This is a genomic window from Paenibacillus sp. YN15 (genome assembly GCF_003285005.1).
Taxonomy (GTDB): Bacteria; Bacillota; Bacilli; order Paenibacillales; family NBRC-103111; genus Paenibacillus_AR.
On record NZ_QMFA01000030.1, the window covers coordinates 65276 to 87202 of the forward strand.

Annotated in this window: 15 protein-coding genes; 9 read left to right on the forward strand and 6 right to left on the reverse strand. The window is 57.6% G+C overall.

All coding sequences use genetic code 11. The features are described 5' to 3' along the window. Positions 1–50 precede the first annotated feature (50 nt). Positions 51–1979, forward strand: a complete 1929-nt coding sequence (locus DQG13_RS21095; RefSeq protein WP_113021865.1) for a family 10 glycosylhydrolase — start codon at positions 51–53, stop codon at positions 1977–1979. A 264-nt stretch (positions 1980–2243) separates the two neighbouring features. Further along, positions 2244–3107, forward strand: a complete 864-nt coding sequence (locus tag DQG13_RS21100) for a hypothetical protein (RefSeq protein WP_113021867.1) — start codon at positions 2244–2246, stop codon at positions 3105–3107. A 322-nt stretch (positions 3108–3429) separates the two neighbouring features. Here DQG13_RS21100 and DQG13_RS21110 read toward each other — a convergent pair whose 3' ends face one another. The 5 genes from DQG13_RS21110 to DQG13_RS21130 all read right to left on the reverse strand — a co-directional run bounded on the left by DQG13_RS21110 (position 3430) and on the right by DQG13_RS21130 (position 8885). Then, the gene (locus DQG13_RS21110; protein ID WP_113021871.1) at positions 3430–4320 is read right to left on the reverse strand and encodes a sugar phosphate isomerase/epimerase family protein; all 891 of its coding nucleotides are present in this window, start codon (positions 4318–4320) and stop codon (positions 3430–3432) included. 13 nt (positions 4321–4333) lie between these two features. After that, positions 4334–5398 carry a Gfo/Idh/MocA family protein gene (locus tag DQG13_RS21115; RefSeq protein WP_113021873.1) on the reverse strand — a complete coding sequence of 355 codons (1065 nt, stop codon included), beginning with the start codon at positions 5396–5398 and terminating at the stop codon, positions 4334–4336. Between the two features lie 58 nt (positions 5399–5456). Next, complete coding sequence (locus DQG13_RS21120) at positions 5457–7034, reverse strand: FAD-dependent oxidoreductase (RefSeq protein WP_113021875.1); 1578 nt, start codon at positions 7032–7034, stop codon at positions 5457–5459. A gap of 72 nt (positions 7035–7106) precedes the next feature. Next, positions 7107–7925, reverse strand: coding sequence for a sugar phosphate isomerase/epimerase family protein (locus DQG13_RS21125; protein WP_113021877.1), 819 nt, complete (start codon positions 7923–7925; stop codon positions 7107–7109). 342 nt (positions 7926–8267) lie between these two features. Continuing rightward, positions 8268–8885: a hypothetical protein gene (locus tag DQG13_RS21130; protein ID WP_113021879.1), complete on the reverse strand. Its 618-nt coding sequence runs from the start codon at positions 8883–8885 to the stop codon at positions 8268–8270. 226 nt (positions 8886–9111) lie between these two features. On the opposite strand from DQG13_RS21130, the gene DQG13_RS21135 reads away from it, so the two are divergent. The 4 genes from DQG13_RS21135 (at position 9112) to hydE (ending at position 13926) form a co-directional block, all read left to right on the forward strand. Beyond that, positions 9112–11544, forward strand: coding sequence for a heavy metal translocating P-type ATPase (locus tag DQG13_RS21135; protein WP_113021881.1), 2433 nt, complete (start codon positions 9112–9114; stop codon positions 11542–11544). Between the two features lie 107 nt (positions 11545–11651). Continuing rightward, positions 11652–12008, forward strand: a complete 357-nt coding sequence (locus tag DQG13_RS21140) for a metal-sensitive transcriptional regulator (protein ID WP_113021883.1) — start codon at positions 11652–11654, stop codon at positions 12006–12008. Between the two features lie 134 nt (positions 12009–12142). Further along, a complete protein-coding gene (locus DQG13_RS21145) occupies positions 12143–12343 on the forward strand; it encodes a copper ion binding protein (RefSeq protein ID WP_113021885.1) in 201 nt (66 codons plus the stop codon). 524 nt (positions 12344–12867) lie between these two features. Next, complete coding sequence (gene hydE, locus DQG13_RS21150) at positions 12868–13926, forward strand: [FeFe] hydrogenase H-cluster radical SAM maturase HydE (protein ID WP_113021888.1); 1059 nt, start codon at positions 12868–12870, stop codon at positions 13924–13926. 355 nt (positions 13927–14281) lie between these two features. Here hydE and DQG13_RS21155 read toward each other — a convergent pair whose 3' ends face one another. After that, positions 14282–18850, reverse strand: coding sequence for a polysaccharide lyase family 8 super-sandwich domain-containing protein (locus DQG13_RS21155; protein ID WP_181592898.1), 4569 nt, complete (start codon positions 18848–18850; stop codon positions 14282–14284). A 232-nt stretch (positions 18851–19082) separates the two neighbouring features. Here DQG13_RS21155 and DQG13_RS21160 point away from each other — a divergent pair, with 232 nt between their 5' ends. The 3 genes from DQG13_RS21160 (at position 19083) to DQG13_RS21170 (ending at position 21816) form a co-directional block, all read left to right on the forward strand. Continuing rightward, positions 19083–19403, forward strand: coding sequence for a hypothetical protein (locus DQG13_RS21160; protein ID WP_113021893.1), 321 nt, complete (start codon positions 19083–19085; stop codon positions 19401–19403). 322 nt (positions 19404–19725) lie between these two features. Next, positions 19726–21075, forward strand: coding sequence for a hemolysin family protein (locus DQG13_RS21165; RefSeq protein ID WP_113021895.1), 1350 nt, complete (start codon positions 19726–19728; stop codon positions 21073–21075). A gap of 114 nt (positions 21076–21189) precedes the next feature. Further along, positions 21190–21816: an FMN-dependent NADH-azoreductase gene (locus tag DQG13_RS21170; RefSeq protein ID WP_113021897.1), complete on the forward strand. Its 627-nt coding sequence runs from the start codon at positions 21190–21192 to the stop codon at positions 21814–21816. Positions 21817–21927: the final 111 nt, after the last annotated feature.

The window sequence follows — 21927 nt, forward strand, 5'->3', positions numbered from 1 at the left end:
CCTGTGTTTATACAGGGGGAAATACAAATAGAAGAAAAGGGGGAGATGCAATGAAAGCGGATGATGATGTACGGGAAGAGGCGGCAGGCGCGGCAGGGGTTGAGGTGGAAGCGGCGCCGGAGGATATTACGATTCATGTGCAAGGGCCCCGCAGAAGCATTGTCTTCATTGACAAGGAACCGGGGGAAGCGGACGGTATTCTGCTTTTTACGCGGGATTACGGGGCGGAGGTAGCCGTTTTTTCCACCCAAGCAGCGGTGCAGGTTGGTGCAGACAGCAAGGTGGTGCAGGTGGTGAATCGGCAGGAGCCCTGCGGTTCCTCCCGGTCCGGTCCCGGGATATTGGAGATTCCGCCAGGGGGTTATGTGCTTTGCGCCAGGGGCGGCAGTGTGGCGGACAACGGGGACGGATACTTTTTGGCAGAAAAATTCAGAGTGGGCGATCTGGTCAAGCTCCGCAGAAACGGTCAGGTCGTGCCTGTTCAGGAGCTGATGGGCAGCACAGCCAAATTGGAGCTGGATAACTATCCGATGGCCACTGTAACCGGGGTCAGCCAATGGATAACCGGGACTGTAGGAGCGGGCAATGCGGGGGAGCTGTCCGCTGTCCGGCTGTTCATGAACGGAGTGGCGGTGCCGGTAAGTGAGGGTGGAAGATTTTCGTACTGTTATCCGCTTCAGCGGGGCGTTAATTATGTCCGTGTGCAGCTTTTGAAAAAGGATGGGGAGGAAACGTCGCGGGAGTTGGTTATTTTTAGCCGCGGCCAGGTTGAGCCCAAGCAGGAAGTGGTGCTGTGGGTGGACCAGACGGTGAATGCCCGGAGGTTTCAGAGCGGGGCGGATGTGTTGGATTTCCTTCAACGGGCCAAGGACAACGGGGTAAGCAAAATCGCCCTGGATGTGAAGGGAGTGGAGGGATTTGTCTCCTACAAGAAGAACGATCTCACCGGGCGGCCGTATGTCAGCGAGATTAAGGCCCCCGCCAAAGCCGGGGCCAACCCGGAGCTGGATCTGCTGAAGGAGTTTATTGCCCATGGCCACACCCTGGGGCTGGAGATTCATGCCGCCGTCAATGTGTTTGCGGAGGGCTCCATTGTCCGGGAGGAATATGCCGTACTGGACGATCACCCGGATTGGGAGGAGCGGATTTACATACCGGAAAACAACGGGGAGATCAAACGCCAGCGGGAAAGTGCCAAAAAAGGGCCGGTGGCCTTTGTGAACCCTTCCCATGACCAGGTGTGGGAATATGAGCGGCTGACCTTTGAGGAGATTATCAAGAATTATCAGGTGGATGGGATCATCCATGACCGGAGCCGCTACGACAATGAAACGGCGGACTTCAGCGATGTTACCCGGGCCAAGTTCGAGGTGTTCCTCCGGGCCAGGGGCAAACGTCTGGTCAACTGGCCTGCGGATGTGTTTTTCTATGACGGCACTACCCGGGTGGACGGTCCGCTGATCCATGATTGGTGGGAGTTCCGGGCAGGCACCATCAAACGTTTTTTTGCCGAAATCAGGGAATTGGCAAGCTCCTACAGTGCCTCCTCTGGGCGGCGTATCCAGGTCTCCGCCTATGTAGGCTCCTGGTACGAAATCTATTACCTGAACGGGGTGAATTGGGGCAGTCCGAATTTCCGGTTTGATGCCAGATTGGGTTTGCAGGACGGGTCTGTCTATACGCCGGAATATTGCAAGACGGGCTATATCGGCTATCTGGATTTCCTGATGACCGGCGCCTACCAGACCACCCGGCAAGAGGTGGAGAAGTACGTCACCTTGGCCAATATCGTCACCAACGGGGAAATCCCCTTGTATACGGGCATCGCCGTAAGCAATGTCCCGGCTCCGGCGCTCCAGCGGGGGGTGATCCAGGCAGGGCTGGCCGCTACCGACGGCGTGATGCTGTTCGACGCCTCCCAGATCAACTGGCCTGTTGCGCGGGCAGCTTTGCGGGATGAGGAGTGTGAGGGGGAGTAGGGGCGGAGCTATAAGAGATTAGGAATGGGCTATAGCAGATAAAAGTAAAAGAGCGCGTTGCAGCGCTCTTTTCTAAATGTGAAAAATTTGTGAACAAGGAAACTATTTTTAGGAAATTTCCGTCATTATCCTTAGAATCCAATATTATACTATATTGATGTATTGGTTCCAACTCTCTGTTGAAATAGAAAAGGAGGTGGCCTAAGAGAAGGTAATTTAACATGCAGCCCAGTCTTCTAAAAAATTAAAGGATGGTGTTCGAAGTTGAAAAAACTTATCTCATTGCTATGCATCATTTCACTTGCATTTTCTTTATCAAGTATGGTTTCAGCCAGCTCACCGGAGTTGTCACAATCAAAGGTAGATGCTTATCTTTTAAGTGCTGGTTACTCCGAAACGCTTGTAGGAGAACTACATCCGGATATTAAAGCTGCTCTTTATAGAGATCAAGCGACCTTTGTCAGCGAAGAGAAAGTAAGCGGCAATCTTATAGAAAGAACTGTAGCAGATAATATCACACCAGAGGAAAAAGAGATTGCAAATGATATATTAGCGAATGCCAATCCTATTGATATTCAATCACTATCGAATTTCACTCATAATTTTGTAGTAAGCAGATTGTATTCATCCACTGATGGACTTGTTCACTTTTCCCTTACTTATAATTGGCAGTGGGATTATAGTCCGATTTTCAATCTGACGGATAAAGTATCAATGGCCTGGACAGATGATTTTGATTATGAGGTTGGAAGCGGCTTCCACTCATATACAGCAAAACACAAAGCCACTGGAACGCGCTATGACAATACAAATAGGACAGTAGATAAATATGCGCCCGGTACGGGGATAGGTTTTGCTTTTGATATTAAAGCGTATGTCGATTCAAGTCATACTGCAAATCATCACTCTGGTGGCATGTATGTAATTGTAACAAAAGCACATGATAATTCCGGCAGCATTGAATCTTCTTCAGCCGTTGCAAAATATTTCCATAAGCAGGGTGCGATTAACGGTGAACTGCAGTTTACAAAAACGCCTTCGCTCTCTATCACTTATTCGACTCAATACGATGAATCAGATGACTTGCCGGCAAGCTGGACATGGTACAAAGAAGATCGGGACTATTAAATTTAGAAAGAAATAGTGAGGGCACCTATGATTTTTTACATGATGTGTTTAACACCTGTGGCGGCTATTGTGTTTTATTTAAATCACATTACAGTTGTGACGCAAAAAGATCCAAAACAGAGTTCAATGAATAAATTCATGGCAACAATATCTCTGGTTTATATTGTTGCAGTATTCGGCTACGTGTTATTGTTGGCTACTGAGTAAGTACGAGTCGAGTGTCTGTGGGCGGATAGTCTCTTACACTTTATGAATACCAATTAAAAAAGGCAATCCCAGGCAGGTGATGTCTGCTCGGGATTGCCTTTTATTGATAAGCCCCTTACCGGTAGCCCTTGATGAATTGCACCGCCCGGCGGATGTCCTCCTCGGGGTTGGCGCCTACCTCGCGCTCGATGGTGAGGTAGCCCTTGTAGCCGATCTCCGCCAACGCGGCGAAGTAGGCATCGAAGTCCACCTTGCCCTCGCCCAGGGGCACCTCCCGGAAAAATTCGCCGGAGCTGACCATCACTGCAATCTTAGCATGGTCCATGGGCTCAAAGCCCAGAGCCCCGTACACCAGCCGCGGGTCGATTTCCTTCAGGCGGACGCCGTCCTTCACGTGGGTATGCACCACATAATCCCGCAAAAGCTTGACTCCCTCCACAGGATCATCGCCGGTGACCATCACCATGTTGGCCGGGTCAAAATTCACCGATACCCCGTTGCCCCCCAGGGAATCCAGGAACTCCTTCAGGTGGGCTGCACGCTCCGGGCCGGTTTCGATGGCGAAAAAGGCGCTGCGGCTGACCGCATATTCATTCAGCTCCCGGCAGGCCTCCTGCATGGCCTGGTACACCTCGCTGCCGGTATCCTCCGGCACAATGCCGATGTGAGTGGTCACCACATTGGTGCCCAGATCAAGGGCCAGATCGAGAATGCGCTTGGACTTTTCCACCTTGGCCGGGTTGGCGGTCCGGTCCTGGAAGCCGTGGCCCCCCAGGTCGCCGCACAGGGCGCTGATCTCCAAACCCAGCGAAGCGATATATGCCCTCAATTCCTTACGGGCGGCCGCATCCAGATTGTCCGGGTCCATCTCGCCGGAGACGGCGTAGATTTGCACTCCGTCGGCGCCCACCTCCTTGGCCTTCCGCAGCCCCTCGCGGACACCAACGCCAAAGCTGTCCACGATCACGCCGATGGGATTGCCCAGGCGCACTTTGGTTTCCCCCATGGGATAACCCTCCTCAGTCGAAATAAATTTCCTTGCCCAGACGGGCGGATTCGTATACGCCGCAGAGAATTTTCATCATCTCCACGCCGTCCTCCACCGGGCTTAGAGTGGTTTTAACCCCTTGGCACACCTCAATGAAGTAGTTCATTTCGTCCTGGAAGCCGGAGACGAAATCGAAGGACAGATTATCAATTTGCGGTGTGGAATTCAGGATGGTATCGTGCTTTTCGGTGATCAGAGTCAGTTTGGGCTCCAGCTCCACGCCGCCTTTTTCGCCAAACAGCTTGACGGTCAGCTCATCTTCCTTGGCATGAAGGGTAAAGCTCACATCCACGAGAAGGGAGGCGCCATTTTCAAAGCGGATCAGGGCATTGGCCATATCTTCAACGGTATTCAGCTCGGCGTTGTAATCCGCCGCCTTATAGAAGCGCAGGTTCTTGACGTTGGCCCGGTTGCCCAGACGGTTGTAGGTGTTGCCGCTGATGGACTTCACCTTGGGCCTGCCCATCAGATACCAGCACAGGTCGATAACATGGACGCCCACATCGATGAGCGGGCCGCCGCCGGAGCGCTCCACATCGGAGAACCAGCCGCCGGGATTGCCCAGCTTGCGGATGCAGGAGGCTTTGGCGTAGTAGATGGGACCGATTTCCCCCGCTTCCATGAAGGAGTTGACGATCCGGGTATTGGAGGCGTAGCGGCGGACAAAGCCCACCTGCAGGGTTTTGCCGGATTCCTTCACGGCCTGCTCCACAGCCAGCGCTTCCTCGACAGTTTTACATAACGGTTTTTCGCACAGCACATTCTTGCCTGCTTTGAGGGCGGCGATGCTGATCTCCGCGTGGCTGTTGTTCCAGGTGCAGATGCTTACGGCGTCAATATCGGGGTTGGCCAATAGCTCGCGGTAGTCGGTATAGACGTTGGGGATGCTGTATTTTTCCGCTTTGGCCTTGGCCCGCTCCTCCTTCAGATCGCAGACGGCTGTCAGGACAGCGTCGGGGTTTTTGGAGTAGGAGCTGAAGTGCATTTCGGAAATGGAGCCGGCGCCGATGACGCCGATGCGGATTTTGCCGCTCATGTGGATCACCTCATGAATTAGTGTTTGGAGTAAAAAGGTGCAACGGGTTCAAGAATGCTTAGACCGGCCGGAGCGCCGGCCACCTAAGCTCCACGCCTTCACGGACAAGCAGCTGCTGGAAGCTGGCCAGCTCCGGCGCAAAATCCCGCAGCTCCTTGGGGGTAAAGCCCTTATCCAGGCAATAGCTGGCGCAATAACCCGCCGCTTCGCCGATGTTCCATTCCACCGGATGGAGCCGGTAGCAGCCGTTGGTAATGTGGGTCACCCCAATATTCTTGGCGGCCGCCAGCACATTGCTCACCCGCACCGGAATTAGACTGCCCAGAGGAATCTGGAAGGGCAGGGAGGAAATATCAATATAAGGCACTCCGAGTGTGCTGGGATGCAGGTCAATGCGGTAGCAGCCCACACCCACACTGTCGAAAAACTCCTCCGCCTTGCCATCGGGACGGCAATCCGTTGCCACATGCTGCTCCAGCACAGTGAACAGCGCCTTGATCCGCCGGGATTCCCGGATATATGGATACATGGCCAGGCCATCCTCGGTCCCGGTGACATCGGGGCGCAGGCGCAGGCCGGGGTAGCCGGTTTTGCCGTCAGGGCGGGGCGCTTCCGTCTGCAGCCAGTACAGAAGGGACAGGCTCAGCTGCTTGGCCTCGTACAGATGCTTCTGCCGCTCCTCCTCCGGCACATCGATAATGCCGCCCAGCCAATAGTCGTTCTGGGGCCAGTTAATCAGCGAAATGGAGCTGTTGAACAGGCCCAGCCGGAAATGCCACCGGTCGAGAATCTGCCGGTAGGCAAACAGGGGGAACTTCCCTTCCGCATTGGGGAAAAGCTCATAGTCCACCTTTTCCATAGTGGAGGGCTTCACCCCAGTCAGGCTAAGCAGCCGGTCCGGCCAGAAGTCCGCTTTGTAGCTCCGCCAGAAATCGTACATTTCCGGCTTTTCGATGGTGTGGTTCTCATTCTCCAGATAATCCACCGCGAAGCAGTAGGTGAAGCTCTGCATATCCATGGGCTGCGCGTCCCCATCGACGGCATGGGGCTCGCCGGTTTCCGCCCGGCTTTCGGCGCCGGTGACATACTCGATCCCGGCCTTGGGCAGGAGATCGCCGCACTCGGTGGCGTCGAGATAATAAGCCGCGGTCAACCGTGCGGTGTCGCCGCTGTCCAGATGGCGGACGGTAACCGCCGTTACCTTGTCCCCGGCAGTCTCCGCCGCCTCAATCCGATAGCGGTGGAGAATCCGGATGCGCCCGCTGTGCACGTAGGGGGCCAGCATCTCCTGAAGCACCGCCAGGGCGGCCCGGGGCTCATGGCATAGGCGGCTGACAATGCCGCTGCCGGGATTCAGGCGGGGATTGGAGGCGGCGTCCGGCGTCAGGGGGAAGTGGTCCCGGTAATACTGCCGCACACCCTCCCGGAAATGCCGGTAGCTGGCTGTGCAGCCGAAGGATTCGATCCAGGGATGCTCATCCGGGGGCACCGCCTGGCTGGTCAGCTGGCCGCCGACCCAGTCGGTTTCTTCGGTCATGATGACCTGTTTGCCTGCTTTGGCGGCAGCCAGCGCCGCCGCGACGCCGCCGGTGCCGCCGCCCAGGATGGCAATGTCCGCGTTGAGGTTACGTTCCATTCAAGCTGTCTCCTTTTGCCGTTAAACGTTATAGTCGGTCGAAGGGCGGGAGGCGTTCGCCGCTGCCTATCCTTAGCCCAGTGTGTTGAAAAACTCGTAGCTCTTGCGGATGCCTTCGGCTTCGCTGCCCAGCCCTTCGTATTCCAGCACATACGCTCCTTGGTAGCCGCGCTCCTTCAAACGGCGGACAATTGCCGCCAGGTCCACATCGCCCAGACCCAGGCTGACACCCTCAAACGCAGCGCCGGCCAGAGACTTGTAGCGGCCATCGGCCTGCTGGATAAAATCCTTGAAATGCACATGCGCCACATCATCGATCAGCACATCAAGAGCCTTAAGCGGCTCTTCGTCCACCAGCAGGAAGTTGCCGGTGTCGAAGGTGGATTTCAGATAAGGGGAGTTGACTCTGTCCAGAATCGCCTTGACCTGCACGCCGCTTCCGGCCAGCTTGCCGTGGTTTTCCAGACACAGGGTAATGCCCGCCTTGCCGGCTGCTTCCGCCGCAGCGCTTAAGCCCTCCGCAATCCAGTCCAGGGCATTGTCATATGTAACATGTTCCGTCAGATTTCCCGAAAATACCCGGATCACGTTTACTCCCAATGTTTGGGCCACGGGAAGGGCGTCGAGAATTTCCTGCAGCGCCGCTTTCCGTTCAGCGGGGTCCTCCTTGGCAAAATCATTGGATACGGCATAGCTGGAGGCGCGGACGCCCTTGCTCTTCATGGCAGCCGCTACGGCGGGAAGCTCGATGGCGGCATTTTTCCAGAATACATTCAACAGCTCCACCTGCTTGATGCCTTCTTTATTGCAAAAATCCACAAAGTCCAGTACAGTCCAGCCATTTTCTTTCACGCTCCGGTGGACGCTCCACATGCTGAGGGAAAGTTCCATTTGATCCTCCTTAATCATTCCATGGGAAGTTTAATAACGTTCATCTTACAAAAGATGTATAAGAGTAGTGCTAACTACTTCTATTGTAGGAGAAGGGGTGGGGGAAGAACAGGGTAGACCGATGACCTTTTTTGGTAACTTGATGCGGATTGTAAAGGCCCCAAGCCAAGAAAGGCAAGGGGCCGATATAACCTATTCAAGAGGGTGTTGCTCCGGCAGGTCCGGACGGCCAGAACCCCTGAGCCGGCCCACAGGAAAGCGGCTTCAGCTGCACCCGCGGAGGAGGCAAACCTGTCTGCGGGTATGGCGATATAGCGCTGGGAAAAACGGAAACAAACCCGCCTACAGCTCCAGCTCCTGCATAAACTCCTGGTCCAGCTGCTCGGACAAGCGCTGGGTAATCCGGATATTGAGGGCCGAGATCACCGTGCTGTGAATGGACTCGGGCAAATCCCTGCGGACGCCCTCAAACTGGTTGTGCACAATCACGTCCATCACCCGCGGCGCCTGATATTCCTCCTCACTGTCGGGATAACGCTCCGACGAGCTGAAGACGGTTTCCCGGACAGCTTGGCCGTTGCAGTACTGGATTTCCTTGGCGACGGATTTCTGGATGATCAGATTTCCTTTTGCTGTGAGGAAAACTTCCGTCAAGGTAGAGGGATAAATGATGCCGCAGAAATGAGGATTATTCAAATGTGTATTCTCATCGTGTTTTTTCTCGAAGTGGGCAATGCGCTTGCAGTACACGCGTTTGACCTCCTCGAAGCGGCGGAGGCGGAACAGCGTTTCCTTAAAACCCATGGATTCCAGTCTGGCTTTGTTGATGTACGTGCGTAAAGCGCCAGTCAAAAATAGGGATACCGGGCGGCTGTCTCCTTGTGTTAAATCGACAGCCTTCGCCAGCAGCTCCCGGTCAATTTCCAGATCGGAATAGGACAGACTGGAGAGATACTCCATGGAACAATCCTCCATTTATACATAGGATAGGGCTTACAAGTTTATTATAAGAAAAAATAGATTGCGCTCCTCAGGTGAAAAGTGATCATCTCATGAAATTTTACCCAAAATTCTTTACTTGCATAGGGGGAGGGGGTATGTTACGATAAGAATGTCAAAAATATACCCCCACAGGGTATATGGAATAAATCATAAATTATAAAGCAAGACAAACGAGGTGATTCGGATGGAAGCTGCAGGCACAGCCCAACGTTCCTTTCAGATTACAGGCATGACCTGCGCTGCTTGCGCGGCGAGAATTGAGAAGGGGCTGTCCCGGATGGACGGGGTGGTTCAGGCCAATGTGAACCTGGCGCTGGAACGGGCAACCGTTGCGTATGATCCGGGCAAGGTGACGCCGGAGGCGCTGGAATCCAAGGTGGAGGCCTTGGGCTACGGCATTGCCAGACAGTCAGTGGATTTGGCCATCGGCGGCATGACCTGCGCCGCATGTGCGGCGAGAATTGAGAAGGGCCTGGCCCGGCTGCCGGGTGTGGCCAAGGCCAATGTGAACCTGGCCATGGAGACGGCCCATGTGGAATGGGGCGGCGAGCTTACGGCCGAGGACCTGATCCGCAAGGTTACCCAGCTGGGGTATACCGCTTCCCGCAAGGAGGCGGAGGGCGGAGACAGGGAGGATCAGCGCAAACGGGATATCCGGCACAAAAAGCTGGTTTTCTGGATATCGGCGGTGCTGTCCTTCCCGCTGTTATGGACCATGGTCGGGCATTTTTCGTGGACCTCCTTTTTGTGGGTGCCCGACGCCTTTATGAACCCGTGGGTACAGCTTGTGCTGTCCTCGGCAGTCCAGTTCGGAATCGGCTGGACCTTCTATAAGGGAGCGGCCAAGGCGCTGTGGAACGGAAGCGCCAATATGGATGTGCTGGTGGCGCTGGGCACGTCGGCGGCTTATTTTTACAGCGTGTATCTGACTGCGGAATGGGCCATTGACGGGGGGAGCGGGCATCATATGCCGGAGCTGTATTTTGAGACCAGCGCCGTGCTGATTACCCTGATTCTCCTGGGCAAGCTGTTCGAGGCTATGGCCAAGGGACGGACCTCGGAGGCCATCCGCACCCTGATGGGACTCCAGGCCAAGACGGCCCTGGTGATCCGGGACGGCGAGGAGCTGCAGGTGCCGATTGAGCAGGTGGTGCAGGGGGACGTTCTTCTGGTGAAGCCGGGGGAAAAAATCCCGGTGGACGCGCTGGTCCTGGAGGGCAGCTCGGCAGTGGATGAATCCATGATTACCGGGGAAAGTATTCCGGTGGAGAAGCAGCCTGGGCATCAGGTTATCGGAGCTACCATTAACAAGAACGGGGCTTTGAAGGTCCAGGCGGTGAAGGTAGGCCGGGATACGGCGCTGGCCCAGATTATCCGGGTGGTGGAGGAGGCGCAAAGCTCCAAAGCCCCGATCCAGCGGGTAGCGGACAAAATCTCCGGCATCTTCGTGCCGGTGGTGGTGGGCTTGGCGGCGGCTGCCTTCCTCCTGTGGTATTATGCCGTGGCGCCGGGGGAATTTGCCGGAGCGCTGGAGAAGGCCATCGCCGTGCTGGTTATCGCCTGTCCCTGCGCTCTGGGTCTGGCCACGCCCACTTCGATTATGGCCGGCTCGGGACGGGCTGCGGAAGCCGGCGTCCTGTTTAAGGGCGGCGAGCATCTGGAGCTCACCGGGCATGTGGATACGGTGGTGCTGGACAAAACCGGCACCGTCACCCACGGCAAGCCGGTGCTGACGGATGTGATTCCCGCCCCCGGCTGGCAGGAGGGGGAGGAGCTGCTGCTCCGCCTGGCTGCAGCGGCGGAGAAGCCCTCGGAGCATCCCCTGGCCGAAGCCATTGTCAGGGGTGCGGAGGAGCGGGGGTTGGCCCTGCCCGCCGCCGGGGAGTTCGCCGCGGTGCCGGGCTACGGCATTCGCGCCGTGGTGGAAGGCCGGCGGCTGGCGGTTGGCACCCGCCGGCTCCTGGAGGAGAGCGGCGTTGAGTTTGGCGGAGCCGGGCAGGAGATGGAGCGGCTGGAGCAAGCGGGCAAAACCGCCATGCTGGTGGCGGTGGATGATGTGTATGCCGGTGTCCTGGCGGTGGCGGACACCATTAAGGAGTCCTCCCGGGAAGCGGTGGAGCGCCTGCTTAAGCTGGGCCTGACGGTGGTAATGCTCACCGGCGACAACCGGCGCACGGCGGATGCCATCGCCAAGCAGGCAGGCATTGGGCGGGTGCTGGCGGAGGTGCTGCCGGAGGGCAAGGCCGAGGAGATCCGCAAGCTCCAGCAGGAGGGCCGCAAGGTGGCCATGGTAGGCGACGGCATCAACGACGCTCCGGCCTTGGCCACCGCCGATATCGGCATGGCCATGGGCACGGGCACGGATGTGGCCATGGAGGCGGCCGACATTACGCTTCTGCGGGGCGACCTGAACGGCATCGCCGACGCCATCTACATGAGCCGCCGGACCATGGGGAATATTAAGCAGAATTTATTCTGGGCCTTGGCCTATAATTCCCTGGGGATTCCCATCGCCGCCGCCGGCTTTCTGGCCCCTTGGCTGGCTGGCGCGGCCATGGCCATGAGCTCGGTGTCGGTGGTCATGAACGCTCTCCGTTTGCAGCGCATCAAGCTGTAAGCGGCGGGATGGCGGGAGGGCTGCGCCGCCGCACACACAAAGAAAGCAAAGCCGCTTCCCGATTTGGCGGGGTGGACTTTGCCCAAGAAGAGAGGAGCTTGAGCAGAATGGAAGACAAAAACCACTGCAGCCATTCATCCGGCGCGGACCATCCGGCGGAGGCGGGCTGCTGCGATTCCACCCAGCCGCGCAAGAGCCATCATTCCCAGGAGATGAAATCCAGCCTGGTGAACCGGCTTAACCGGATTGAGGGCCAAATCCGCGGCGTGAAGGGACTCATCGAAAAGGATGTCTACTGCGACGATGTCTTAAACCAGATCGCCGCCATCCAGTCCGCCCTGAACGGGGTGGGCAAGCTGCTGCTGGAGGGCCACATGAAATCCTGTGTGGTGGAGCGGATTATGGAAGGGGACCGGGAGGTTCTGGATGAGCTGCTTATTACCGTCAACAAATTGATGCGGTAATGGATGCCCGGCTGTCCGCCGCCTCCCTCCCGCAACGGAGCAACGCAACACCGGTATCATTCGGCAATACGCCGGTGCCGCTTTTTTGGGCGGCATCAGCCTTAACCATATAATTCCTAAAGGAGCGATTGATCATGGCACAAGCAACACTGAAGGTAGAAGGCATGTCCTGCAATCATTGCGTCAAATCCGTAGAAGGCGCTCTGCAAAATATCGGAGCCAAGGGCAAGGTGGATCTGGCCGCCAAGACGGTCACCGTGGAATACGATGCCTCCAAGCTGGACAAAGCGGCGCTGAAGAACGCCATCGAGGAGCAGGGCTACGACGTGGTTTAATAGGTCCATACAGTGGAAATGCAGGGGCGCGCAGGCCGGAGCTTTTCGATCTGCGCAGCCACCTGCGGTAGCAAAACGCTGATTCGAGAGCAACCGTCCTGCGATCCGTTCGATTTAACCTGCCCCGATTCCTAACGGCGGTGAGAGCCTCTATTGGCTCCAAAAAGGGGGGGATGCCAAATCTAACGGAAGCAGGAGCCCTTATTGGGCTAAAAATGGGCCTGCAGCGGAGCAGTCGGCCTCAATAGCGGCTGTGGCCGCCGTTAGATATTCGGAAGCGGTGTTTTTGCCAAAATAAGGGCTCTCACCGCCGTTAGCGCCAGATCATGGCATGGTCCAACAAGCTAACAGCCATCCGTCCGCGGCCTCAAGCATATAAATCCTCCGAGCACCATAACGTGAAATTTTTCACATAATTATGATAAAGATCATATCTCCTATCCGCGTCTCATGCTACGTTGGGGTAAAGAGACAGCCGGATGCCTGTGAACCTCCATAGAGCGACCGGCAAGGAGGATAACACCATGACGGATTTGCTCGATAAGCTGTTTGAGACCCATTCGCTTACCAAGGATGAGATTATAGATGCGCTCCGCATGATGGACGACGCGCAGCATAAAACCCGGCTGTTCGATTATGCCAACCGGACCCGGCTGGCCCACTACGGACCGCGGGTATTTATGCGGGGACTGGTGGAGTTCTCCAACTATTGCCGCCGGGACTGCATGTACTGCGGCATCCGCGCCGGGAACCGCAAGGCGGACCGGTACCGGCTGGCCCCCGAGGATATTCTGGCCTGCTGCCGGGAGGGGTATGAGCTGGGCTACCGCACTTTTGTGCTCCAGAGCGGGGAGGACATGTGGTATACGGAGGAGCGGCTCATCGGCATTCTGGGGATGATCCGGGAGGAGTTTCCCGATGCCGCCATTACCCTGTCCATCGGGGAGCGCAGCCGCAGTGAATATGAAGCCTTCTACAAAGCGGGCGCAGAGCGTTTCCTGCTCCGGCATGAGACGGCCTCCCGGGAGCTGTACCAATCCCTGCATCCTTCCATGTCTTATGACAACCGGATGGACTGCCTGCGGATGCTGAAGGAAATCGGCTACCAGGTGGGAGCCGGATTTATGGTGGGCCTGCCGGGGCAAACTCTGGAGCATCTGGCGGAGGACCTGGACTTCCTTCACCGCTTCCAGCCGGAGATGATCGGCATCGGTCCGTTTATTCCCCACAGCGAAACGCCCCTGAAGGGTTCAAAAGGCGGCACGGTGGAGGATACGCTGGTGATGGTGGCGTTTGCCCGCCTGCTGGTGCCCAAAGCCAATCTGCCGGCCACTACGGCCATGGGCAGTCTGGACCCGCAGGGCCGGGAAAAGGCCATCAAGGCCGGAGCCAATGTGGTGATGCCCAATCTGTCGCCCACTTCGGTCCGGGAGAAATATGATCTCTACGAGAACAAAATCTGCATCGGCGACGAAGCCGCCCATTGCCGCGGCTGCATCGAGATGCGCATTAAGGTCAGCGGCTTCGAGGTGGATATGGGCCGCGGCGACAGCCTGAACTGGCAGACGGCTGTGAAGGCGTAACCGTCGCAGCGCGCATGGCCTCCGCACCAATAAACCGAAAGACCCGCCCACGGCTGCATTTTGCTGCCGGATGCGGGTCTTTGTATTGGCCGGGCTGCGACGTCCCGAAAAATCTGCGCTCCTTGCAATGTTCGCCGCCGGCCAGTGGCTGCTGCGGAACTGAGCGGCCCTTATGGGGGAAAAATCGGCCGGCTCCAGCGCTAACGGAACTGAGAGACCGTTGTAGGGGGGGCGGGAGAGCAGACGGCTGATTTTGTTTCTGTAAGCGTCGCTGAGTTCCGCTAATTTCCCCAAAGGGCAATTTTCCTCGATTAGGAGCCTCTCAGTTCCGTAAGCGGTCAGGCATGCTTCCTTGCTACAGCTGCCGGTAAATCCGGTACAGCAGGACGGCAGCCTCGGCGCGGGTCACCGGGTCCAGGGGGCGGAGTTGACCGCCGTCCCCCTCGACCAGCCCTGCCGCGGTAAAGGCGGCCGCCGCTTCAAGAGCGTAATCGGCCAACTGGGCCGAATCCGCGAAGGCGGACAACGGCTCCCCATCGCCATTCGCCGGGGCGGAGGCGGCTTGCCCCTTCAGCAGTTGGCCCCCTTCCGTGGCCCGGTAGAGCAGCGCCAGCATCTCCTGGCGGCTGACGGCTTCACCGGGGGCGAAGCGGTTGTTTTCCCGGCCTTCGATCCATCCGGCCGCCCGTGCCTGCCCCAGTGCTTCGTAGTAATATGCGGAGGGGCTGACATCGGCGAAGGGCTCCGCAGCAGCGGCGGTAGCGTCAGCCGGCTGGAGCAGCCGGGTGAGCAGCAGGGCCAGGTCCGCCCGGGTCAGCGCCGCTCCGGGAGCGAACTGCCCGTCCGTTCCGCCCTCGAAGAGGCCCTTGGCCGCCAGCACCTCTGCCGCCTCCTGGGCCCACAGGTAGCCTCCCAGATCGGGGAAGCCCCTGGCTTCGGCAAGCACAACTGCAAATGTGCCCAAGCGGGCGGGACGGAACACAATCCCCTGTTCGTCCGCATCGTACCGGCCGCTGGGGACGGGGGCGGCCTGTCCTTCACCGGACAGAGCGTAGACGCCCAGGTAGCCCAATTCGGATTGCTCCGCCGCCGCTGGCTTATAATCCAGAGCCACACGGACAGGAGACCATCCGCTGCGCCAGGACAAGGCTTTCCCGCCTGCCTGCAGGGAAAGCTCCACGGCCGGACGCTGTCCCATAACGGAAGCCAGATGCGGATCTGCCGTCTCCGGCACTATTTTGGAAATGCTCAGGCGGACCGGAGCATCTATCGATTGCCCCTCCAGCAGATTGCTCGGCAGTGTCAGCTCCACACCGGGGATCTCCACCCGGATATGGCGGTCTGCGCCGCCGGAGGTGAACGCTGCGGCAGGCAGCTCCAGCATATACCGGTCCGCTCCAGCCAGCTCCGCTACGCGGATAACCACTTCCTTGACACCGGCCGGATCGGCAGGCGCCTGGCCGAAGGCTTGCTCCAGAAGCGCAGCCTCTACCTTGGTTGCTGCTGTGCCCTCCTCTGCCAATGGCTGTGCTGCGATTTGCCCCTGCCCCAAGAGAGTAGCTGCGGCCGCGCCGGAAGGAGCGGAGGTTGAGCTGTCACCGTCAGCGGACCCGGACTCGCTTCCTGACCCGCTACCCGATCCGTTCTCGGCCCCGTTCCCCGGCTCGCTGCCAGAACCGGATTCCCCGCCGTTGCCGGATTCGTTCCCCGACCCGGACTCTTCACCATTGCCGTTCTCGGAGCCGCCTCCGTTGTTCCCGCCGTCTTCACCGCCACCGCCGGCGGCTGCGCTCTTGAATACGGCGGTGAAGCTGTGTCCCGCGGCTCCGGCGGTTGCCGCCGTCAAGTGGACACCGTCCGCATCCACCGTCACCTCCACGCCTTCGTCCTTCTTCACCAACTCCAGCCCCTCACGGGCCAGCCCGATGCCGACGGAGGTTTGCTGCTGGGTGGGATCAGACACGGACACCTTTACGGTGCCGTCGCTGCTCTCCCTTACCATCACTGCCGCCGGTTGATCAGCGGTAATGCCTGCCACTGTTCCCGCCTCCCAGAAATTGGCCGCCGTCAGTCCCAGCTTGCTCTCCTTCACAGCGTGAACAGCGTTGCTGCCGCTGAGCACCTGCACATCCGGCTGGGCGCTGTAGTCTGCCGTGGCGGCGGCATTTTTGCCCGGCAGGAGCACATAGGAGTATTCGGCATTCTGCGGGTTGGCCCCGTGATTGAAGGCCAGACTCAGATAATTCCGGGTTCTGGGCGTATCGGACTGGGTGGTGTTGATATCCTTCCAGGCGCCGGTTCTTGCTTCCCGCAGAGCATCCACCGCCGGAGCCTCCGGGAACACGTAGCCGATATCCGTCCCCTCCCCATTGCCCGTAAGGTGGGCCCATTGGGTGGCTTCCATGGTCTCCGACCAGCCCAGAGCCCCATCCTTCACCGCGCCGTTAACCGTCAGCACATTGCTGTTGTCCCCGGACAGCTTGCGGTTCTCCACAATAGTCTCCACCGTCCGGCCGTCCCCGCCGGTAATGCCGGAGCCCACGGCGACGATTTCGTCATCGAAGGCGAACCAGGATTTTTTGCCGGCCAAGGAGCTTCCCGTGCTTCCGCTTAAGGAGAAATCCATGCCCGCTCCGCTGTAGAGGCCGTCCATGGTTACGCCGCCCACCCAGCTCCGCGGGTTGTAATAGGAGGCCCAGGCGACCGGCGCCTGATAGGAGCCGTCGGTGGTGGTGCCCGCCAGACGGTAGGAATCCACCGTAGGCCAGAAATCATCCAAATATTGGGTCAAATCATTGTTGTACAGGTAGGTCATGCCCATGCCCGTGTACCAGCCCTTGAGATTCTCGCCGTTGCCGAACTCGAAGGCGGAAATCTGGTCCGAGAACATCGCCGTGGCAAAGGCATACCCCTCCCGCAGGTTGACCACCCTGTCCATGCCTGCGAACACCTGGCTTTTCACCAACTCACCGCGGGGCTCAATTTCCGGATTGTCCATAATGGCCTTCAGCAGCACCATATCGTACAGGGACAGCCCTGTATACGGATTGTCCACAGTGGTATCCGCAAGAAACCATTCCTTGACCATCCGCTTCATCTCCAGCGCTTGCCCGGCGGGAGCCGACTGGGCCAGCCTCAGGATGCAGAGAATGGTGGCTTTGGCCTTGCCGCTGCCCTCCCGGGACATGCCCCGGCCATTGACGATATCCATCATCAGGCCTTTGTAGATCACCGGCTCGAAGGTGCTGGAGACCCAGTTGAACACATTGTTCATATGGGGATCGGAGACCTCCCATTTGGACCCCTTCAGCAGGTACATGATATCGGCAGTATTGTTCAGCCAGACAGAGCCGTAGCCGCCGGTGTAGGCGATGTTGAAATGCTGCACCAGGGAGCCGTCCTCATACACGCCGTCTCCCGACTTGGTGTAGATGTACTCCGGTCCGATGGCGGCGCTGCCCTGGACAATCTTGTACGGGGACTGGCCGACAATGCCCCGCACCGTGACGGCAACCGCCTTGTCCAGAAGATTGGCGCCTGTCTCCCGGAAATCATCGTTTAGGGACTTGCGCTTCACCGGATCGGGCACAAACCGGTCGATGGCCCGGATATAACCGGCGATCCGCTCCGGACCCAGCTCATCGTACATCAGCACCATGGTATCCCCCAAAGCCTTGGGGATGCTGATTTCCCAGTGGTACCAGTTGTCGTAAATCTTGGCGATATTCTCGTTGTAGCGGTAGGTGTACAGCCAATCCAGAGCGGAGAGGATGTCATCCCGCAATTGCGCATTGTGATAGAGGGGAGAGCCGATGTAGGAATAGGCCAAAGCCATATTTTTCACCAGGCCAAAGGTGTTGGAAAGCTGGGCCGATACGGTGGCGGAGCTGTTGTCCTGCCACAGATAGGTCCGGTTAGCCGCCCTGTTCAAGGTATCCCAGCGGCCTGTTCCCTCGGGATTGGTAATCTGGTAAACGGCGTTTAATACCGTCTCCTCCATGTCCGGATCATCGGGGTTGTACAGGCTGTTGCCTGTGAGCCGGTCATACCAGCGGAGCCGGAGCTCCGCTGCGGCGGCCATATCCGCGGGGTCCTCCACCACCACCGTACATTCCGCGTACAATGCGCTGTCGGGGGTGGCTGCGCGGATCACCGTCTCCCCCAGGGACAATGCAGTCACCGTGCCGTATACCACCTCCGCCACTGTGGGATTGCTGGAGCTCCAGACCACGGTTTTGTCGGCGGCGTTTGCAGGCTGCAGAACAGGGGTAAGCCGGATTTGCCCGCCCATCTGCAGCTCCAGGAAGGAATCCGGCAAGGAAATCCCGGTCAACCCGTCAAACTGCACAAATGAAGCGTCATCCACCCATACCACTCCCGTTCCCGTCTCGAACATGATTTCCACCCGCACATTGTTGGCGGTGGACGGTACCGAAAGGAACAGCTCCTTTAGGGTCCAGTCTGTGGTCCCTTTCACCGTTGCGGTGGGACCGTTGTCGATTTTGGCGTTGCCGTTGTAATAATACGTGCGGAAAATAACACCGCTTGAGGAGGTCACCCGGTCTGTTTTCATCCAGATGCCCAGCTTGTAATTGCTCCCGGGCTGAACCGTCACGCCTCCGTTTACGGACACGTTGGTTCGGGATTGTTTGGTCTGGTCGATTTTCACCGAAGCCTGTCCGCTGTGATAGACTGCCTGATCCACAGACACCACGCCTCCGGCGGTGGCGAACCAGACTCCCCAATCCGCAGGCGCTGTTCCGTTCAACCAGGCTGAATTGGTCACCGTTTCCTCAAATCCGGAATTGGGAATCAGATTCTGTCCCGCACCGCTGCTGCCATCCGCCTTGGCGGAGGGAACAACGCCGGCCCACATTCCGGCCATCATGCAAATCACCACCAACAGGCACACCCTTTTGATCATATTCCGCCCTCCTTTGTCCATTTGAAGTATCCTTTTCCATCATTGCGGATACGGCCGACGAAAGACAATCGACGATTTATGCTTCATCGTTGATTTTTTGGATCGCCTGCCTGGACCCTGCAGGAAATTCGCGCCATCCGGGCGGATGTCCATACCCTTCGGGCTGCGGCCCCATACAATGGGATGAACCCCTGACATTGATGCACAACAGGGAAAAGGAGGCACAAGAAGTATGGAATTGATCAATCCCATCTGCGACGAAAAGCTTCGTCCCCATTTGGGCAAGCATGTGTGCGTTGTGCTGGTGGACGGCACCACCATCTACGGGACCCTGGATGGGCTGAACGGCCAGCAGCTCATGCTGAAATCCTGCTTTGCGGACGGCGAGCCCCTCTCCACCAACAGCGCCAAGGCCCAATTGACCAAAAAAGGCAAAAAAGCGCAAACCTCCGCCTGGGGCTATCCTTATGGCGGCTACGGCTATGGAGGCGCTTGGGGGCTGGATCTGGCCCTGATCGCGCTGCTCTTCGCCATCCCTTTCCTGTGGATCTGAGGAGAGCGGCGGGCATTATCGGCTTTTTTTCGCATAAACGGGCATCCGGCCTCCTGCATCCGGGCCCGTTTTTTGCTGGCCGGAGGCGTCAAAAGCGGTACTAATTGCCAAGCCGGGGAGAATACATATGAAACTATCCGGAAGGTTTAGGGGCTGTCTTACAACCCGCTTAAGGGCAGCTTTCACCGCCTTTTCGCCCCCTGCTTCGTTACTTTCGCTTGACGTACCCCCGGTGAACTTACGCAAAAGTGCCTTGCCCGGAACGAAAATTCGGCAAAATCTGCTCCCTTCGGAGTTGTAAGACAGCCCCTGGGAAATCTACATGCAAAAGGAGGTGGGCCTGCCGCTTGAATATTCAAGGGCAGGAAGGGTGTTGGATTCCGTTCCGTTGCCGCCTGGCATAAGCCTGCTTTTTGCGCTGCTTCTTGTGTTGATGAATGCCTTCTTTGCAGCGGCCGAAACAGCTATTGGCCGAACCCGGCCCGGACGGTTCCATGCGTTGAAGGAAGTGGGGTCTCTCTCCGGCCGGAGCGCCGGTAAAATCGGGGAGAACCCAAGAGGTTTTTTGTTTGTTTGTCAAATGGGTGTCACTCTGGCCTCTCTTTGTATGGGGCTGTGGGGGGCGTTTGCAGTGGGCAACCTTTTGCAGCCGGTGACGGATTCGGGACCGCTTGCCGCATTGGCGGGGCTGGCGCTGGTGCTGCCGGTGCATGTTTTGGCCGGGGAACAGCTCCCCAAGCATCTCGCAGCCTCCGAACCGGAAAAAATGCTGCTTCGCTGCGCGTTTCCCTTGACCCTGGTTTACCGCATTGTGCAGCCCGCTTACCGCCCGCTGGCCGCCGGCTTCCGGCAGATCGCCGCAAGGGCGGGCATGGAACCGGAAGGAAAATTGGAAGCCCTTCACAGCGGCGCCGATATCCGCCTCCTGGTGGAGGAATCCCACGGCAACGGCTCGCTGGACCACACGGAATTCACGCTGGTCCGCAATATCCTAAGCTTCTCGGAAACCAGTGCCCGGGAGGTGATGATTCCCCGCACGGAAATGGTATGTTTGTCCGCCCAGCTCCCTTACCGGGAGAATATGGCCATTGCTCTGGAGGAGCAGCTGACCCGGTATCCGGTCTGCGACCCGGATAAAGACAATATAATCGGTTTTGTCCATATTAAGGATTTGCTTCGCCCCGGCGTGGAAGAAAAGGATCTGCGCAGCATTATCCGGCCCTTGATCAGCGTTCCCGAGACCATTCCCATCAGCTCCCTTCTGGGACTGATGCAAAAGCGCAAAACCCAGATCGCCCTGTTGATCGACGAGTACGGAGGAACCTCGGGACTGGTAACCGCCGAGGATATTCTGGAGGAAATTGTCGGAGAAATTCAGGATGAGTTTGACGAAGAGCGGCCCGCTGTGGAGGCGGCGGGGAGTGACAGCTGGTCTGTCGACGGTCTTTTGCTTTTGGAGGAGGTGAATGAACGGCTGGGTTTACGTCTGTTCTCGGAGGATTACGACACCCTGGGAGGATGGCTGTACGCCCAACTGGAAAGCCCGCCCCACCGGCACCAACGAATCCGGGCAGGCGGGTGTGAGCTGATTGTGGAGGAGGTGGACCATCTTCGCATCTCCCGGGTGCTGATCCGGCTCTATACGCAGGAAAACGGAGAGACCGTGGCATAGCGGTCTCTTTTTTTGCAATTTGTACTTTATTTATTTACTTTGCTTGAAATTTATTAGCGTCTAAATGTATAATGTAGAAAATTGATAATCATTTTCATTTAGGAGGAGTTATCCATGAGTTCCGTACTGTTCATAAAAGCCAATCCCCGTCCCGCCGAGCAGGCTGTCAGCGTGCAGCTGTACGACGCTTTTCTGAAATCCTACAGAGCGGCCCAGCCCGGCGACGAAATTGTAGAGCTGGACCTGTTCAAAAACCCGCCCCCTTATTATGATGCCGTACATATGACAGCCATGTACAAGCTGGCCAACGGCTACGGGCTGACGCAGGAGGAGACGGAGGCCGCCGCCCAGGTGAACGGCTATCTGGACCAGTTTCTCGCTGCGGATAAGGTGGTCATTGCTTTTCCCCTGTGGAACTTCTCCGCTCCTGCGCAGCTGGTCAGCTACCTCCACTTCCTGAGCCAGGCGGGCAAAACCTTCAAGTATACGGCAGAGGGCCCTGTAGGCCTGGCCGGGAACAAGAAGGTGGTGCTGCTGAACGCCCGTGGCGGCGTCTACTCCGTGGAGCCCATGCAGGCGCTGGAAATGTCCCTGAGCTATGTCCGGAATGTCCTTGCCTTCTGGGGCATTAAGGATATTGAGACGGTGGTGGTGGAGGGCCATAACCAGTTCCCCGACCGCTCCCAGGCCATTGTCCAGGAAGGCATTGGTCAGGCCGTCGAGCTGGCAGCCCGCTTCTAAGCGCATAACGGTATAGCAGGCTCCTTTCCCGTTGGGGAAGGGGCTTTTTTGCCATATCAGAAAGTATAAAATCTTGAGGTGTAGAAGCCCTTTCTAACCATATCAGAAAGT

Coding starts and splice junctions, on each gene's coding strand:
- DQG13_RS21145 (WP_113021885.1), top strand. CDS start 12,143: ATGGCACAAGCAACACTGAAGGTAGAAGGCATGTCCTGCAATCATTGC.
- DQG13_RS21095 (WP_113021865.1), top strand. CDS start 51: ATGAAAGCGGATGATGATGTACGGGAAGAGGCGGCAGGCGCGGCAGGG.
- DQG13_RS21165 (WP_113021895.1), top strand. CDS start 19,726: ATGCAAAAGGAGGTGGGCCTGCCGCTTGAATATTCAAGGGCAGGAAGG.
- DQG13_RS21115 (WP_113021873.1), bottom strand. CDS start 5,398: ATGAGCGGCAAAATCCGCATCGGCGTCATCGGCGCCGGCTCCATTTCC.
- DQG13_RS21140 (WP_113021883.1), top strand. CDS start 11,652: ATGGAAGACAAAAACCACTGCAGCCATTCATCCGGCGCGGACCATCCG.
- hydE (WP_113021888.1), top strand. CDS start 12,868: ATGACGGATTTGCTCGATAAGCTGTTTGAGACCCATTCGCTTACCAAG.
- DQG13_RS21155 (WP_181592898.1), bottom strand. CDS start 18,850: ATGATCAAAAGGGTGTGCCTGTTGGTGGTGATTTGCATGATGGCCGGA.
- DQG13_RS21125 (WP_113021877.1), bottom strand. CDS start 7,925: ATGGAACTTTCCCTCAGCATGTGGAGCGTCCACCGGAGCGTGAAAGAA.
- DQG13_RS21110 (WP_113021871.1), bottom strand. CDS start 4,320: ATGGGGGAAACCAAAGTGCGCCTGGGCAATCCCATCGGCGTGATCGTG.
- DQG13_RS21170 (WP_113021897.1), top strand. CDS start 21,190: ATGAGTTCCGTACTGTTCATAAAAGCCAATCCCCGTCCCGCCGAGCAG.
- DQG13_RS21120 (WP_113021875.1), bottom strand. CDS start 7,034: ATGGAACGTAACCTCAACGCGGACATTGCCATCCTGGGCGGCGGCACC.
- DQG13_RS21160 (WP_113021893.1), top strand. CDS start 19,083: ATGGAATTGATCAATCCCATCTGCGACGAAAAGCTTCGTCCCCATTTG.
- DQG13_RS21135 (WP_113021881.1), top strand. CDS start 9,112: ATGGAAGCTGCAGGCACAGCCCAACGTTCCTTTCAGATTACAGGCATG.
- DQG13_RS21130 (WP_113021879.1), bottom strand. CDS start 8,885: ATGGAGTATCTCTCCAGTCTGTCCTATTCCGATCTGGAAATTGACCGG.